The following is a 15,406-nucleotide window of genomic DNA, read 5'->3' as shown; positions in this document are numbered from 1 at the left end:
TCAGCAGGATGAATATGTGGTCTGCCACGGGGATGTCAATCATAACAACTGGCTTCTGTCGGATGACAACCAGCTGTATCTGATTGATTGGGACGGCGCAATGATTGCCGACCCTGCTTTCGATGTCGGTATGCTGTTATACTGGTACATCCCCGAAGAAGAATGGCCTGCATGGCTCACTCAATACGGGGTCGGCATAACAGACAATTTAAGACTGAGAATGAAGTGGTATGTAGTGGCTCAAACGATCCTTTCCATTCAATGGCATAAAGGAAAAGGACGTTTTCATGAGATGAACCACTGGATTGAATATTTGCACAAGATCGTTTGATCAGGAGAACTGATCCATATCTGTCACCCATTGGGACAGATTTTGTTTATTGCTCGTTATATGGGCGCCAAGGTCAGGGCTGCCTGCTCCACTTTGGCTGTATTGGTAAATTTCCTGCAGAACCGGCTTCATATTTTCATTAATCTCTGCATTGACCATCAACGATTTAACCAATCGTTCAACTTGCTCACATTCAGATACTGAACCGCAGCAATCTGTTTGATGATTTGATAATATATCTCTTAATAACTGTAACTGATAATGGGAATCTAAAGGCATACCGTACACCCTTTCATATAGATCTTTCATCGTTTTCTAACTTGAAAACAAAAAAGGAATTCACTTTTAGTGTGTGAATTCCTTTTTTAATTATTCGTGTGTTTTTATCTCCCGGAAGTCAGAAGCAATTTGTTGTTGCACAGAATTCTTACATCTGTTATTGTTTTTTTCGGCAGAGTTGTTTTCATATCATAAAACAACAAGCAAATAAAACATAATTTTAAAAAATACCCTATATGAAAACCGCTTTAAAACTAACAAATGAGGTGTCACAGCATGCGTTTAAGACATAAACCATGGGCTTCTGAAAAAATCGGCGATCACCCGCAGTATGTGGTTGCCCAGCCTGAAGACAAAAAAGGTAAATGGAATAAGGAATTTGGAAATGACAATCCGATTCACATAGAAGTTGGAACTGGAAAAGGTCAGTTCGTCACGGAAATGGCGAGGGCGAATCCAGACATCAATTATATCGGGATTGAACTGTATGAAAGTGTCATCGTAACGGCGCTGGACAGATTGATCGAAGCCGAGCTTCCGAATGTTAAGCTGTTGAACGTGGATGCCGGAAATTTGACGGAATACTTCGGTGAAGGCGAAGTGGGAAGAGTATACCTTAACTTCTCCGACCCGTGGCCAAAGAACCGTCACGAAAAACGCCGCTTGACATACAAAAGCTTCCTCAAGCTTTATGAGGATATCTTGATCAAACGCGGTGAAATCCACTTTAAAACCGACAACCAAGGCTTATTCGAGTATTCCTTGCAAAGCTTTTCATGGTATGGTCTGCATTTGAATTTCCTGAGCCTGGATCTTCACAAAAGCGACTTCGAAGGCAATATCATGACAGAATACGAAGAGAAATTCTCGGCAAAAGGCCAGCGGATCTACCGCGTCGAAGCGCAGTATCAAAATTAATAAACCTAAGAAGAGTGTCCCGACGGTTCGGGGCGCTTTTTTTTTAGGAGCGGCCATTGGTTTGTATGGGAATGCATGATTGCTGAAAACACGATCTCTTTGTGAGGAGAAATGTGTTTTTTATAGTTGAAGAATTTTGACGCTCTGGAGGTCAGTTAGAGGTCGGTTAGATGCAGGGCAGGCGGGATGCACTGACAGAAGGACCATTATGCTTTTTCGTGTAAGTTATCCATAAATTCTGATAAAATGAAAATGTACGAACAAAGGAGGCATCTAAAAGAATGGAATCATTGAAAGTTGGAGAGTTAACGATCCATTGGCTGAATGGGGGCGTCACCCATATGGATGGGGGAGCGATGTTCGGAGTGGTTCCGAAACCTCTTTGGTCAAAAAAATACGCAGTCAATGAACTAAACCAAATTGAATTACGGACCGATCCCCTCTTTTTCAGGTATCAAGGGAAGAATGTATTAATTGAATCCGGTATTGGAAAAGGGAAATTAAATGAAAAGCAGAAACGAAATTATGGGGTTCACGAAGAATCTTCCATAGAAGCATCACTTGAGAAGCTTGGAATGACCCCGGCAGATATCGATATCATCTTGATGACTCATATGCATTTCGATCATGCTTGCGGCTTGACCCGATATGAAGGAGAAAAGCTTACCGCTGTCTTCCCGAATGCCGTGGTCTATACATCGAAGGTTGAATGGGACGAAATGAGAGAGCCGAATATCCGCTCGCGGAATACATATTGGAAAGAGAATTGGGAAAGTATCAGTCATCAGGTACGGACGTTTGACGATGAATTGGAAGTGCTCCCCGGACTTCGGATGGTTCATACAGGAGGCCACAGTGATGGGCATTCGATTATTGTCCTTGAGCATGAAGGTGAGACGTTTATCCACATGGCAGACATCATGCCGACACATGCTCATAAAAATCCGCTGTGGGTCCTTGCTTATGACGATTATCCGATGACGTCCATCAAGGCGAAAGATAAGTGGATCAATCAGGCGATAGAAAATGAGTATTGGTTCTTGTTCTATCACGATGCCGTATATAGAGCACTGAAGTGGAACAGGGACGGGGAAATAATTGATGAGGTGCCGAGAATGCTCACCGGCAGCCCTTCGGAAGGCGGGCACCTGTAACGGAAATGAAAAAAGGATGACACGGTTCGAAGTGTCATCCTTTTTGAAATAGTATCGTCCAGCTCCGGGGCTTAGAGGCACATGTCATAAGTCAAACCGACCAGGAAGGCAAAGAGCGCCTTCATGGCCGGTTCGTCTTATGCCACCCGTCTCTGGGCAAAGCCCCTCCGCTTTTCTATTGTCCAGCTCCGGCGGCTAGCCCCTCGAGGTCATAAGCTAAATGGTCCAAGAAGGCAAAATGCGCCTTCCTGGCCCATTCATCTTATGCTTGTCGGGGCTGGGCGAGCCGCCTCCGCTTTTCTTTGTTAATTATTGACTAGCGGATAAACATCGATCACTGTCCCGGTATACGCATCGGCCAAGAATTCATACTGTTCCAACCGGCCATTGCTGCGTCGTGAGACTCCCCCTTTATACACTTTGGTAGATAAAGAGTGCTTCTGATAATCCTCCGGTTTCATTGAAATCCAGGATCCATCGATATTCCCTTCTTTTTTAAACGATAGCTTTACGTCTTTTAACACTTTTTCGGCAGAGATCAGGCTTGCCTCTTTCAGCTTGCCCCTTAGTAAAATTCCTCCTGCCGCCCCGATTCCAATTCCTAATATGAAAGACTTCCAGTTCATATTGATCCCTCCACAACCATGATTACAAACAGGTATATAGGTACATTCTAACAAAGATTATAAAAAAAAGAGAACTGCTTTTGGCGTAATTGGTGGTAAGACGTGCGAAAGTTCTGTAAAATGAAACTATACATAAACAGATATTATAATAAAGGGGCAGAAAATATGAAACAAGATACTTTGGATTTATTTAAGACGTTAACCGAACTGCCTGGCGCACCAGGTAATGAACATGCCGTCCGTCAGTTTATGAGGGAACAATTAACTGAATACTCTGATGAAGTGGTCCAGGATGGGCTGGGCGGAATTTTCGGTGTGAAAAAGGGTAAAACGGAAGATCCGGTTGTCATGGTTGCCGGGCATATGGATGAAGTCGGTTTCATGGTCACTTCCATTACAGATAATGGAATGCTTCGTTTTCAAACACTTGGCGGCTGGTGGAGCCAGGTTCTCCTTGCTCAGAGAGTACAGATTATCACTGATAATGGGCCTGTAACCGGAGTGATCGGAAGCATACCGCCGCATCTATTAGCCGAGGAGCAGCGCAGAAAACCGATGGACATAAAGAACATGCTGATTGATATCGGTGCGGATGACAAGGAAGATGCAAAGAACATCGGAATCAAACCAGGGCAGCAAATCGTTCCTATTTGTCCGTTCACACCAATGGCGAATAAGAAGAAGATCCTTGCAAAAGCGTGGGATAACCGCTATGGCTGTGGATTATCCATAGAGCTATTAAAAGAACTAAGAGGGTCGGAATTATCCAATACCCTTTACTCCGGTGCCACTGTACAGGAAGAGGTGGGCCTTCGAGGAGCTCAGACTGCTGCGAATATGATTAATCCTGATATTTTCTTTGCATTGGATGCAAGTCCTGCCAATGATATGTCAGGTGATAAGAATGAATTTGGACAAATGGGGAAGGGTGCCCTTCTGCGAATCCTGGACCGTTCCATGGTGACGCATAAAGGAATCAGGGAGTTTGTACTTGATACTGCAGAATCCAATGACATCCCTTATCAGTATTTTGTATCACAAGGTGGTACGGATGCAGGGAGAGTCCATATCTCCAATGAAGGTGTACCAAGTGCAGTGGTGGGGATCTGCTCACGCTATATCCATACTCATGCATCCATGATCCATGTAGACGATTACGCCGCAGCAAAAGAGCTTATTGTAAAGTTGGTTAAACAATGTGACCGTACTGCCATCGAAACAATCAAGAGCAACGGATAGCAGTTTATGATTATGAGAAGCAGATAAATGCAATGAAAAAGCTGTCTCCTAAGGAGGCAGTTTTTTTAACGATGCACAACCGGACTCCTATAGGAACCGGGGATAAATGAAAAGAGGTGTCAAAGTATGTTGAAAGTAGCAATTGGAACACAGAATAAAGCGAAAGTGGAAGCCATTAAAAACGGATTCCGGCAATATTATGAAAATGTAAGCTTTGATTGCCTGAAGACGGAATCTAATGTAAATGAGCAGCCGTTTTCAGATCAGGAAACGATTGAAGGAGCTTTAAACCGGGGAAAGAATGTATTAAAAATGACGGAAGCAGATGTAGGGATCGGCCTTGAAGGGGGAGTGACGGAATCCCTTTACGGAATGTTCCTCTGTAACTGGGGAGCACTCGTTGATAGCAGCGGACATGAAATCATTGCCGGAGGAGCGCGAATCTCATTACCAGAGGAAATCGGCAGTGGATTGAGGCAGGGAAGGGAACTCGGACCGCTTATGGATGAATTCACACAAAGAACAGGCATTCGTCATAAGGAAGGGGCGGTAGGGGTCTTCACCAATGGGACTGTTACAAGGGATGCGATGTTCCTGCATGTCGTCCAGTTATTGATTGGACAGTGGCATTATAAGAAAAAACGGTCATAAGCAGCTTCTAATAATTTTTTTAACTTCCTACTACTTGGCCCAAACCAAACTAACATACCTCTCATACGATAAAATATATCAGTGTTTTTTCTCTGATAATTCTCGTGCAGGGGAGGTTTAATTTATGGGATGCAGAAGAGATGACCGCGTTGAAGGACGCAGAAACAATTGCTGGGACTTATTCGGCAATAGTGGAAGACGTAATGACGGTGTATTAGGTTCAGAAGATAACCGTGGAAGATGCCACCGCAGAAGAGATGACGATGTTCGCGGAGCAGAAGATAACCGCGGAAGATGCCACCGCAGAAGAGACGACGACGATGTTCGCGGAGCAGAAGATAACCGTGGAAGATGCCACCGCAGAAGAGACGACGATGTTCGCGGAGCAGAAGATGACCGCGGAAGATGCCACCGCAGAAGAGACGACGAAGTTCGCGGAGCAGAAGATAACCGTGGAAGATGCCACCGCAGAAGAGACGACGATGTTCGCGGAGCAGAAGATAACCGCGGAAGATGCCACCGCAGAAGAGACAACGATGTTTTCGGTGCAGAAGACCGCAGAAGACATCACGGGAATTGCTGCTGGTTCTGGTAATCAGATAAAAGGCTTCGCGCATTGACGCGGGGTCTTTTTTTATGGTCTTGATAGTCAGAGGTAAAGTGGGCAGGTAAGAGGATGCAGGTTAACATTTATATACACTAAACAACAATCTATTAGGATTCATCCTGCGGACCACACAGCAGAAAATTTCACAAAGTAAAGAAAATAAGAACCCCCTGAAGAATCAGGGGGTTCTTGCGATGCCTTATTTTATACCTTTCATAAACACTTGAATCTTTGGAGATAAAAGGAACAGGATGATACTTAGTGCGATTGCTGCTCCTCCGATTGAACCAAAGTAAAGCATTTCTGAATCAGCTGAATAGAATCTTACCAGCTGTGCATTCAATGCTTGAGCCCCTGCAGAAGCAAGGAACCAAAGACTCATTGTTTGTGCTGAGAATGCTTCCGGTGCAAGTTTCGTAGTCGCAGACAGGCCTACCGGTGATAGCATCAATTCTCCAAGTACGACGATGAAGTAACTTAGTACTAACCATATAGGACTTACTAATGCGTCTTCTCCTGTGAAATAACCAGGTACCAGGATGACAAGGAATGATAATCCTGCAAATAGAAGACCTAATGAGAATTTTTGTGGGATCGTTGGTTGACGATCACCAAGTTTTACCCACATACCAGCGAAGATTGGTGCAAGCAAAATGATGAATAACGGGTTTAGTGACTGGAACCATGCAGGTGAAATATCAATCCCCATAAAGTCCAGTTGGGTACGTTTATCTGCATATGCAGCCAGGATGGTTGAACCTTGCTCCTGGATTGCCCAGAACATGACAGCTGCAATGAACAATGGGATATAGGCAAGTACCCGTGAACGTTCCGTTGCAGTTGTTTTAGGACTCTTGTACATAATGATGAAGTATATCGTTGGAGCCAAGATACCAAAGATTCCGACTAAATTGATAAATACATCTAAAGTGAACCAACCGTTCGGAATTGTGATTCCGAGAATAATTGCGATAACTACAATTGCTAGTGCCGAAATGGAACCGTATTTTTTCTTTTCAGCAGTATTAAGCGGGTTTGGCACATACGTACCAGCAAGACCCAGGCTCTTTTTCTTTGTCAACATGAATACGATTAGTCCAAAGAACATACCGATTGCGGCCAGTGCGAATCCCCAGTGGAATCCGTAGCTCTCCATAAGAGCTCCTGTAAGAAGTGGTGCAAGGAATGCCCCAAGGTTGATTCCCATATAGAAGATACTGAATGCAGCATCGCGACGGGTATCGTTTTCGGCATACATTTCACCGACTACAGTGGATACGTTTGGCTTTAATAAACCGGTACCGAGTACGATTAATACCATTGAAACGAAAAACATGGATAAACTGCCCGGGAAAGATAATGCGATATGCCCGAACATAATCAGGATTCCTCCATAGAAGACGGCTTTTGAAGTACCGAATATCCGATCTGCCAGCCAGCCTCCGATGACACCAGACATATATACAAGTGACCCATAAATAGACATGATTGCTAATGCAGTTCCTTCTTCTAAGCCAAGGCCGCCTTTTGACACCTCGTAATACATGTAGTACACAAGGATCGCGCGCATTCCGTAGTAAGAAAAGCGCTCCCAAAATTCTGTGAAGAAGAGCGTGAATAATCCTTTAGGGTGTCCAAAGAATCCCTTTTGAGGAACACTATCCACAATTTTCTGTTTATTGATTGACGACATATTACAACCTCCTTAGTTCTTTTACTATAATATTTTAATATTTTTATAAAGTCAAAAAAACTTTAAAAACTAGGAATTATATCACAAAATATCTTTATATTAACAAGATTAAATTATTTTAGAATAGTATGAAAATTAGGGAGAGAAGCTATACAAAAAGAGCTTGACGGGGAATAGTGTACCCGCAAGCTCCAATGGGGAATTAAGGTTAAATGACTGTCAGTTAAAGAATTACACGTTATTTCGTTTCGAAAATATACGAAAGTACTTTAGTTGCTTGTTCGATCGTCGTACATGTAACATTCGCTTTATTTGACAGTTCTTTTAGGGGATGGTGCAAACCTTCCGGACGGATCAGGATGAGCGGCTTATTAAGGGCAAGTGCCGTACTTGCATCCATGGCCGTATTCCATTGTTTATACTTTTCTCCAAATAATGCAACGACCAGGTCGGATTTCTTCATAAGAAGCTCGGTACGGAGATTATTGATGGCAGAGGCTGCTTCATCACGAAGAATCTTGTCCTGCTGCTCACCAAGGATTTCTTCTCCGATGAAATCAGAACGATCATGATTCTCCATAGGTCCTACAAAGGATAAGGGTAAATCAAGCTGTTTCGCTTTCTGTTTTATTTCTTCTCTCCAGCGCGTATGTATTTCTCCTGCAAGGTATACAGTAAATTCCATTCAGCATCCACTCCTTTTTTTAGTCATTTTATCATATATACCCTGTGCTGGTTAAAAGTAACCTTCATTGCCATGAATTTAAGGAGTTTTCTTTGTGAAAGGGTTGTCAATGGTACTTTGTGACGGTATTATTAGCGTAGGTCCTAAGCGATAGAAGTGAAGGCGGTTATCCGCCGAAGCCTGAAAAGGAGGATAAGGGGATGAAAACATACATTTCGATCGTTTTCTTCTTTCTTGTGCTTATATTAGCTGGATGCAATACAACGATAGATCAAGAAAAAGAGCAGACAGCCCAAACTGTAGAGGATACGTTCAAGCATACAGAGAAGAGCGCTAAAGAAAAAGCAGGGAACGTGAACTTTTATCTTCCGTTTGGAGCCAAGATTGAGAAAGAATCTTCCAACAATATCATTATTTCAGAAGGCTCTGATACATTTATACTTTTTACAAATCCCGAGGAAGATCAATCCAGTGAACTTCTATATAAAATGGCAGTCAGCGACGGAAAGAATATAGTCCATAAAGACACATTCAAAGATGACAACCGTTTTGGATACTATGTGATTAAGAAGCTGCCTGATTCAGAAAAATACGAATTAATCGTAGGGGTTGGCGGCACAAAATTGACTACTCAATCCCATATGGAAGACCTCTCGGATAATGCCGAAATGATGATGGAAATAGCAAGTTCAGTTAATCATAAGTAAGATATGACCGGTTTTTCACTTTATAGTGATAAACCGTTTTTTTGTTTGTGGGTGTCGTCTGAGTTGGGAGCACAGACACCCTTCCCCCATGGATGCCTCAGTGACTCTGCCGATTTACTATTCAAGGCAGATTCGGGAATTATCTATAGACAAAAACAACATGTGTCTTTACACTAGTAAATAGTGCAGTCCCATACAAAAGAAAAAAGGGGAATGGGGAATGAATATGAAAAAATATATGGAAAACAAAGGGGTTAAGCCCTCTGCAAAAGTTTATTTTATAGATGCGCTGAGTTATATGGCTCTTGGGCTATTCAGTTCGTTAATAATCGGTTTGATCATTAAGACCATCGGAGAGCAGGTGACCTTCCTGCCCCTTCCGGTTAAAACCTTCTTTATCGATATGGGTGCCCTCGCAATCAGTTTGATGGGACCTGCCATCGGCGTCGCCATTGCGTTCGGCCTGGGTGCTCCGCCGCTTGTCTTATTCGCGGCCGTGGTGACGGGTGCAGCAGGTGCTTCCCTTGGAGGTCCTGCAGGTGCTTATCTGGCAGCGGTGGTGTCAACTGAAATCGGCAAGCTTGTGAGCAAGACGACGAAAGTGGATATAATCGTTACTCCATTTATTACGATTCTTGCAGGCTTCTCTGTAGCTTATTTTGTCGGTCCGCAAATTGGTGATTTCATGACGATGTTTGGGAGCTGGATCAGCTGGGCGACCGAACAGAGACCGATTGTCATGGGGATTTTGGTGGCTGCGCTCATGGGGCTTGCGCTGACAGCACCGATTTCAAGTGCAGCGATTGCGCTGATGCTTGATTTGAACGGAGTTGCAGCAGGAGCGGCAACGATTGGATGTGCAGCGCAAATGGTTGGATTCGCTGTGATCAGCTACCGTGAAAACAAGGTGGGCGGACTCCTTGCTCAAGGTATCGGTACATCGATGCTGCAAGTACCGAATATCATCCGGAATCCCCGGATTTTGCTGCCGCCAACGATAGCAGGGATGGTACTCGCACCGATTGGAACGACGCTGTGGATCATGGAAAACAACGCTGCAGGAGCGGGAATGGGAACGAGCGGCCTGGTCGGTCAGATCATGACCTTTAAAACAATGGGATTCACTTGGGATACCGCATTGAAAGTGCTGCTGCTGCATTTCATTGGACCTGCTGTCATCTCCCTGTTACTATCTGAATATATGCGTAAAATAGGTTGGATCAAACCGAATCATATGACGATTGATACAGGAGGAAAATAAAATGCGTAAACTTGAAACAATGGAAGAATTTCATGAGTTGAAAAATAATGGGAAACATGTATTTATGTTTTCCGCTGATTGGTGCCCTGACTGCCGGGTCATCGAACCGATCCTGCCGGAAATCGAGAGTGACTTCAGTGAATACACTTTCCTGTATGTAGATCGTGACCAGTTCATCGATCTATGCATCGAATTGGATATTTTCGGAATCCCGAGTTTCCTTGCTTTCGGGGATGGTAAGGAATTGGGACGTTTCGTCAGTAAGGACCGTAAGACAAAAGAAGAAATTCAAGAATTCATGAACAGTCTGTCTAAATAAACGCTAAAGGGATATTCTTTCGGGATATCCCTTTTTTCATGGAGAGGGTTCTTTTTGTATTCTCGGGATTTTATTGTAAAATGTTAAAAGTGGCAGTTTTGTTTTTTTTGAACGGAAATATATGTGTTTAATAAGGAGGGGAACCATGGATATAAAAAAACTAAAAGGCATTCTTCAGGAGCGATTGGACAAACCGAATCGCACGTTTACATATGACCGGGAAAAGGATTCCCTGCGTATAGAAAATACAGATACAACTAAAGGAATCACGGTGGCACTTCCGCCCATCGTCTCGAAGTGGAAAGAAAATAATAAATCGATCATCGATGAAGTCGTTTATTATGTCGAGGAAGCATTAAATGTAATGGGCACCAAATCTGACATGGGAAACAAGCAGAAAAATGTATTCCCAGTCATCCGATCCACTTCATTTGCAACTGAATCCAATGAAGGCACACCGCTCGTGACCGACGAGCATACGGCTGAAACAAGAATCTATTATGCCATTGATCTCGGTTCAACCTATCGTTTAATTGATGAGAATATGTTGAAAGAAGAAGGCTGGTCCCATGAGCAGATGAAAGAAACCGCCTTATTCAACGTCAGAGGCTTACCGACTGAAATGAAGAGAGATGAAGTGGCTGGAAATATTTATTATTTCTTGAATAATAATGACGGCTACGATGCAAGCCGTATATTAAATGATGCTTTCTTAAAGAAGATGAGTGCCGATATACAAGGTGAGATGACAGTATCTGTTCCGCACCAGGATGTACTTGTCATAGGTGACATCCGCAACGAAACAGGCTATGATGTACTGGCCCAGTTAACGATGAGTTTTTTCACAACAGGCAATGTTCCAATTACAGCTTTATCCTTTGTCTATGAAGAAGGAGAACTGGAACCAGTCTTCATCCTTGCTAAAAACCGTAAAAAGTGAAGGGAGTAAAAGAAAAATGAACGTATTTTATAATCTTGAAGGAATCGGGGATACCCTTATCGTCACACTCCAACCCGGGTTTGAAGGGGACGTGGAGCACGAATTGAAAGAAGACGCCGTACGCATCTTCGATAAAGAATCCGGCAAAACGGTTGGATACAATTTATTTCGTGCGTCCAGCTACATGGATTTAAATGAAAAAGGACAAGTCGAGATGAATGACAACAAGTTGTTGCAAATCAATAAAGCCATAGAGAAGAATGGCTTCGAAGAAACATTGGAAGCAGATTTCTCACCTAAATTTGTCGTTGGCTATGTAACGGAAAAAGAAAAACACCCTAACGCAGACAAACTAAATATCTGTAAAGTGGATGTCGGCGGAGAAACACTTCAAATTGTATGCGGCGCACCGAATGTCGATCAAGGGCAGAAGGTGGTCGTGGCCAAAGTGGGCGCAGTGATGCCCAGCGGGATGATCATTAAAGATGCTGAGCTTCGCGGTATCCCTTCATCAGGCATGATCTGTTCAGCTAAAGAACTTGACCTGCCGGATGCTCCGCAGGAAAAAGGAATTTTAGTGCTGGAAGACCGTTATGAGGTTGGACAGCCTTTTAACGGATGAATAATGTGACGGTTAAGCCCGGAGTCGGGGATTAATGACTCCGGGCTTTTTTATTGAGAGGACAAACTAAAGATTTTTGATTTATAAGCGGTGATTTTCAGTGAAAAAAAGATTGCCTTAGTATATCGAGCGGATTAAAGATGGGTATTTAATTTGGTGACGAATCCAAATTTAAATTTGGTCTGTTCCAGTGCTGCACGGAAATTAGCAGCGGTATTTTAAACATACTTCATCCTAACCTTCCCGCCACTGCAATATTACACGAATGTTGCTTTCGACACATTTCTTTAACAATTCTCTAATTCTATCGAAATTACTCGAATTTTTCTCTTTAACTGATAAAATAAAATATAAGTATCAAGGAAAGAGTGATAAGTGTGAGTTGGATCAAAAAAATTATGAATAAACTATCAGATCATGATGAGCCATATGAAGAACATGATGAAGAAGAAGTCGAAGAGAGAGAGCCACGGTCTGAAAAGCGTATTTTAAATAATAGAGTTGTAAATCATGGAAGAGAAGTAGAAGCCAGGATGACCTATCAATATCCGAAAGGGAACTTTCGCTTTCCGCTGATTTCGGATGGAGAAAAGGTAAATGAGCCTCGCTCAGAACGAAAACGGAGAGACTCCGAACAGAAAGCAGACGGGGAGCTTCAGCATGAAGACGTAAGGGGCCGCGAACGAAAACAGCGGAAACATCCATTGCAAAAGCCTGCCCGCTCAGAAACAACATCTACAGTCCGTCAAAATGAAAAAAACGATAAGCAAGAAAAAAAAATCCGGAAAGTTGAAAAAGGAAACAGCCGGCCATTTCGACCGACTGAGATCCCCTCTCCTATTTACGGCTTCAGGACAAGACCAGTCAAATCTGTTAAAAAGGATGATGTCGAATATGAGTTGGGAGAGTTCTTACATAATGGAGAAGCAGGGATAAAAGAAAATCCGGGTGTCTATCCCCCGGACTTAAAGGAAGTCAAAGAAATGGAAGATGAAAGCTCGAGCCCGAACCAGTCAGTGGTTGAAGCTTCATTGGTCGGGAATGAATTTTCATTTAAGGAAAATGTGGAACAGGATCAATCCGAGGTTCTTAACGGGCCGAAACCTGCCAGGGCCGAGGCATCACCTGAAATGGAACATATAGAATCCGGAATGTCCCATCCGGCGTATTCAAGCGCTCCAGCTTTTGAAAGGACAACAGCTTCTTCTCTTATGTTGGCAGAAAGTGATGCAATTTCTGAAACAGCGGCATCACAGGACGTCATACAGGCAGTCCCGGATGAACCTGAAGAACCGGTACAAGAAGAACGGTTACAAGGTGAAGAAGCAAAACAACCGGAGTTGTCGATGCATCATCCAGAACCACGACATACTGGAGAACGGGTACAGACCCAAGTACCAATACGTCCGGATGAACCTAAGGTAGATCTCCAAGAAGGAAATCAGCAGAAAGAATCAATAAGGCAACAAGAATATGAACCTCAACCGGGATCCTTAGAGAATCAGGAAGAAAAGTCTAAGCAGAGAAAAAGATCTCATCTTCCATTTAACGTCTTGATGTTGAAACAAGATAAGCGGCAGATGAATCATCGGGATAAAACAATGAGCGGTCCTGAAAAGAATAAGGTATCTTCTTCGTCTCAGGAATCCGGGATAAGAAGGCAGGCAGAACCGGTTCAACAACAGAAGCAGGATCAAAGGACGGAAAACGTTCAAGGGGAAGAAGCCGTCAAAAGTTACAGCGAACTGACTTCTTCAGTGAAGAGTTCAAAAGGGTACACCTTTCCCGAAATGGATTATCTGATGCCGCCCGTATCTAAAAAGCTGAGCGGAGAATGGCTTGAATCCCAGAAACACCTGCTGGACGAGACACTTCATAACTTTAATGTCCGGGCGAAAGTGGTGAATGTCACGCAGGGACCGTCGGTTACGCGATTTGAAGTGCAGCCTGAGCCCGGGGTGAAGGTGAACAAGATCACGAATCTTTCAGACGATATAAAGCTCAGTCTTGCAGCCAAGGACATTCGGATCGAAGCCCCGATTCCAGGGAAGCATACAATCGGTATCGAAGTACCGAACAGGGAAAGCCGTCCCGTCTGTATAAGTGAGGTAATAGCGAGTCCTGCCTTCCAGGAGTCGGAATCATCACTGACTGCAGCTCTAGGCCTTGATATTTCAGGTCAGCCGATCGTGACGGATCTGAGCAAGATGCCGCATGGGCTGATTGCGGGTGCGACCGGGTCAGGAAAAAGTGTATGTATCAATTCCATCCTTGTAAGTCTTTTGTATAAGGCATCACCGGATGAATTGAAACTTCTCCTGATTGACCCCAAGATGGTGGAACTGGCCCCATATAATCGCATTCCGCACCTGGTCAGTCCAGTCATCACGGATGTCAAAGCGGCAACAGCCGCATTGAAGTGGGCGGTCGAGGAGATGGAAAGACGGTATGAGTTATTTGCCCATACAGGCGTAAGGGATATCAAGCGTTTCAATGAACTGGCAAAGAGAAACAAACAATATAATGATAGGCTTCCATATCTCGTCATCGTGATAGATGAGCTGGCGGACCTCATGATGATGTCGCCTGCAGATGTCGAAGAAGCGATCTGCCGTATCGCCCAGAAGGCCCGTGCCTGCGGGATCCACCTCATCATTGCAACACAGCGTCCGTCTGTTGATGTCATCACAGGCCTGATTAAAGCGAACGTACCTACCAGGGTTGCATTCTCTGTTTCCTCAGGAGTGGACTCCAGGACGATTATTGATGGAAGCGGTGCTGAACGACTGCTTGGGAAAGGGGACATGCTTTTCCTTGAAAATGGTTCTTCCAAACCTGTGAGATTGCAGGGGACCTTCGTTTCTGATGAGGAAATTGATGACATCATCAATCATGTAAGGGAGCAGAGGGAGCCCGATTATATCTTTCAGCAGGATGAACTGATCAAGAAGGCGCAAGTTACGGAAGAAGAGGATGAATTGTTCTTCGAAGCATGTGAATTTGTCATCGATCAGGGCGGGGCTTCTGCTTCCAGCCTGCAAAGACGATTCAGAATCGGTTATAATCGTGCGGCAAGATTGATGGAAATGATGGAAAAGAGTGGGGTCATCTCGGAATCAAGAGGCAGTAAGCCAAGGGATATCCTGATTTCAGAAAGCGAACTGGAGACGTTGGCATAGACTAGTACAAACATTTAATACATGGTATTCTGTTTATGATGTAAACAGAATACCTATTTTTTTGGTAAGCCATAAGGAGCTTTATGATGAAAGAAATCGAATTGAAACTTAAAGGGAAAATCAAACGACTGACCAACCATACATTTAAATTTGATGAACGTATCAAGGAAGGCTGGTTTTCAGCCGTCTATTTTT

General features: G+C 43.7%; 16 protein-coding genes. 12 read left to right on the top strand and 4 right to left on the bottom strand.

The annotated features are described in order from the left end of the window. On the top strand, positions 1-331 hold a 331-nt coding region (locus HP456_RS10480; protein WP_172250745.1), incomplete at its 5' end, for a phosphotransferase family protein. Here the strand turns inward: HP456_RS10480 and HP456_RS10475 are convergent. Next, positions 332-610, bottom strand: coding sequence for a YtzH-like family protein (locus HP456_RS10475; RefSeq protein ID WP_172250743.1), 279 nt, complete (start codon positions 608-610; stop codon positions 332-334). A gap of 276 nt (positions 611-886) precedes the next feature. Between HP456_RS10475 and trmB the strand changes: the two genes are divergently transcribed. Next, positions 887-1,528: a tRNA (guanosine(46)-N7)-methyltransferase TrmB gene (trmB, locus tag HP456_RS10470; protein ID WP_172250741.1), complete on the top strand. Its 642-nt coding sequence runs from the start codon at positions 887-889 to the stop codon at positions 1,526-1,528. A 281-nt stretch (positions 1,529-1,809) separates the two neighbouring features. Further along, on the top strand, positions 1,810-2,682 hold the full coding sequence (locus tag HP456_RS10465) for a YtnP family quorum-quenching lactonase (protein WP_172250739.1): 873 nt from the start codon (positions 1,810-1,812) through the stop codon (positions 2,680-2,682). Positions 2,683-2,987: 305 nt separating this feature from the next. Here HP456_RS10465 and HP456_RS10460 read toward each other — a convergent pair whose 3' ends face one another. Continuing rightward, positions 2,988-3,308: a PepSY domain-containing protein gene (locus HP456_RS10460; RefSeq protein ID WP_172250737.1), complete on the bottom strand. Its 321-nt coding sequence runs from the start codon at positions 3,306-3,308 to the stop codon at positions 2,988-2,990. Positions 3,309-3,473: 165 nt separating this feature from the next. Here HP456_RS10460 and HP456_RS10455 point away from each other — a divergent pair, with 165 nt between their 5' ends. From HP456_RS10455 to HP456_RS10445, 3 genes are all read left to right on the top strand, one after another. Then, a complete protein-coding gene (locus tag HP456_RS10455) occupies positions 3,474-4,547 on the top strand; it encodes a M42 family metallopeptidase (protein ID WP_172250735.1) in 1,074 nt (357 codons plus the stop codon). A gap of 126 nt (positions 4,548-4,673) precedes the next feature. Beyond that, a complete protein-coding gene (locus HP456_RS10450) occupies positions 4,674-5,198 on the top strand; it encodes a DUF84 family protein (protein WP_312857752.1) in 525 nt (174 codons plus the stop codon). 233 nt (positions 5,199-5,431) lie between these two features. After that, the gene (locus tag HP456_RS10445) at positions 5,432-5,818 is read left to right on the top strand and encodes a hypothetical protein (protein WP_172250733.1); all 387 of its coding nucleotides are present in this window, start codon (positions 5,432-5,434) and stop codon (positions 5,816-5,818) included. Positions 5,819-6,004: 186 nt separating this feature from the next. Here HP456_RS10445 and HP456_RS10440 read toward each other — a convergent pair whose 3' ends face one another. Next, on the bottom strand, positions 6,005-7,498 hold the full coding sequence (locus HP456_RS10440; RefSeq protein ID WP_172250731.1) for a peptide MFS transporter: 1,494 nt from the start codon (positions 7,496-7,498) through the stop codon (positions 6,005-6,007). A gap of 238 nt (positions 7,499-7,736) precedes the next feature. Continuing rightward, positions 7,737-8,183: a YtoQ family protein gene (locus HP456_RS10435; RefSeq protein WP_172250729.1), complete on the bottom strand. Its 447-nt coding sequence runs from the start codon at positions 8,181-8,183 to the stop codon at positions 7,737-7,739. Positions 8,184-8,383: 200 nt separating this feature from the next. On the opposite strand from HP456_RS10435, the gene HP456_RS10430 reads away from it, so the two are divergent. The 6 genes from HP456_RS10430 to HP456_RS10405 all read left to right on the top strand — a co-directional run bounded on the left by HP456_RS10430 (position 8,384) and on the right by HP456_RS10405 (position 15,211). Beyond that, on the top strand, positions 8,384-8,890 hold the full coding sequence (locus tag HP456_RS10430; RefSeq protein ID WP_172250727.1) for a hypothetical protein: 507 nt from the start codon (positions 8,384-8,386) through the stop codon (positions 8,888-8,890). Between the two features lie 226 nt (positions 8,891-9,116). Continuing rightward, positions 9,117-10,151 (top strand): PTS sugar transporter subunit IIC, encoded by a 1,035-nt coding sequence (locus HP456_RS10425; RefSeq protein WP_172250749.1) that lies wholly within the window; start codon positions 9,117-9,119, stop codon positions 10,149-10,151. 1 nt (position 10,152) lies between these two features. Then, positions 10,153-10,470, top strand: a complete 318-nt coding sequence (locus tag HP456_RS10420) for a thioredoxin family protein (protein WP_172250725.1) — start codon at positions 10,153-10,155, stop codon at positions 10,468-10,470. A 145-nt stretch (positions 10,471-10,615) separates the two neighbouring features. Further along, positions 10,616-11,410 carry a DUF1444 domain-containing protein gene (locus HP456_RS10415; RefSeq protein ID WP_172250723.1) on the top strand — a complete coding sequence of 265 codons (795 nt, stop codon included), beginning with the start codon at positions 10,616-10,618 and terminating at the stop codon, positions 11,408-11,410. Between the two features lie 16 nt (positions 11,411-11,426). After that, positions 11,427-12,032: a YtpR family tRNA-binding protein gene (gene ytpR, locus HP456_RS10410; protein ID WP_172250721.1), complete on the top strand. Its 606-nt coding sequence runs from the start codon at positions 11,427-11,429 to the stop codon at positions 12,030-12,032. A 377-nt stretch (positions 12,033-12,409) separates the two neighbouring features. Next, positions 12,410-15,211, top strand: coding sequence for a DNA translocase FtsK (locus HP456_RS10405; RefSeq protein WP_312857751.1), 2,802 nt, complete (start codon positions 12,410-12,412; stop codon positions 15,209-15,211). Positions 15,212-15,406 lie beyond the last annotated feature (195 nt).

Origin of the sequence: Bacillus haikouensis, assembly GCF_013179555.1 — a bacterium.
GTDB lineage: Bacteria > Bacillota > Bacilli > Bacillales > Bacillaceae_B > Rossellomorea > Rossellomorea haikouensis_A.
This window is presented reverse-complemented; position numbering and strand designations above follow the sequence as displayed.

Bases quoted from the DNA above. Each gene is read 5' to 3' on its own strand.
- HP456_RS10475 (WP_172250743.1), bottom strand. From the start codon at position 610: ATGCCTTTAGATTCCCATTATCAGTTACAGTTATTAAGAGATATATTA.
- trmB (WP_172250741.1), top strand. From the start codon at position 887: ATGCGTTTAAGACATAAACCATGGGCTTCTGAAAAAATCGGCGATCAC.
- HP456_RS10465 (WP_172250739.1), top strand. From the start codon at position 1,810: ATGGAATCATTGAAAGTTGGAGAGTTAACGATCCATTGGCTGAATGGG.
- HP456_RS10460 (WP_172250737.1), bottom strand. From the start codon at position 3,308: ATGAACTGGAAGTCTTTCATATTAGGAATTGGAATCGGGGCGGCAGGA.
- HP456_RS10455 (WP_172250735.1), top strand. From the start codon at position 3,474: ATGAAACAAGATACTTTGGATTTATTTAAGACGTTAACCGAACTGCCT.
- HP456_RS10450 (WP_312857752.1), top strand. From the start codon at position 4,674: ATGTTGAAAGTAGCAATTGGAACACAGAATAAAGCGAAAGTGGAAGCC.
- HP456_RS10440 (WP_172250731.1), bottom strand. From the start codon at position 7,498: ATGTCGTCAATCAATAAACAGAAAATTGTGGATAGTGTTCCTCAAAAG.
- HP456_RS10435 (WP_172250729.1), bottom strand. From the start codon at position 8,183: ATGGAATTTACTGTATACCTTGCAGGAGAAATACATACGCGCTGGAGA.
- HP456_RS10430 (WP_172250727.1), top strand. From the start codon at position 8,384: ATGAAAACATACATTTCGATCGTTTTCTTCTTTCTTGTGCTTATATTA.
- HP456_RS10425 (WP_172250749.1), top strand. From the start codon at position 9,117: ATGAAAAAATATATGGAAAACAAAGGGGTTAAGCCCTCTGCAAAAGTT.
- HP456_RS10420 (WP_172250725.1), top strand. From the start codon at position 10,153: ATGCGTAAACTTGAAACAATGGAAGAATTTCATGAGTTGAAAAATAAT.
- HP456_RS10415 (WP_172250723.1), top strand. From the start codon at position 10,616: ATGGATATAAAAAAACTAAAAGGCATTCTTCAGGAGCGATTGGACAAA.
- ytpR (WP_172250721.1), top strand. From the start codon at position 11,427: ATGAACGTATTTTATAATCTTGAAGGAATCGGGGATACCCTTATCGTC.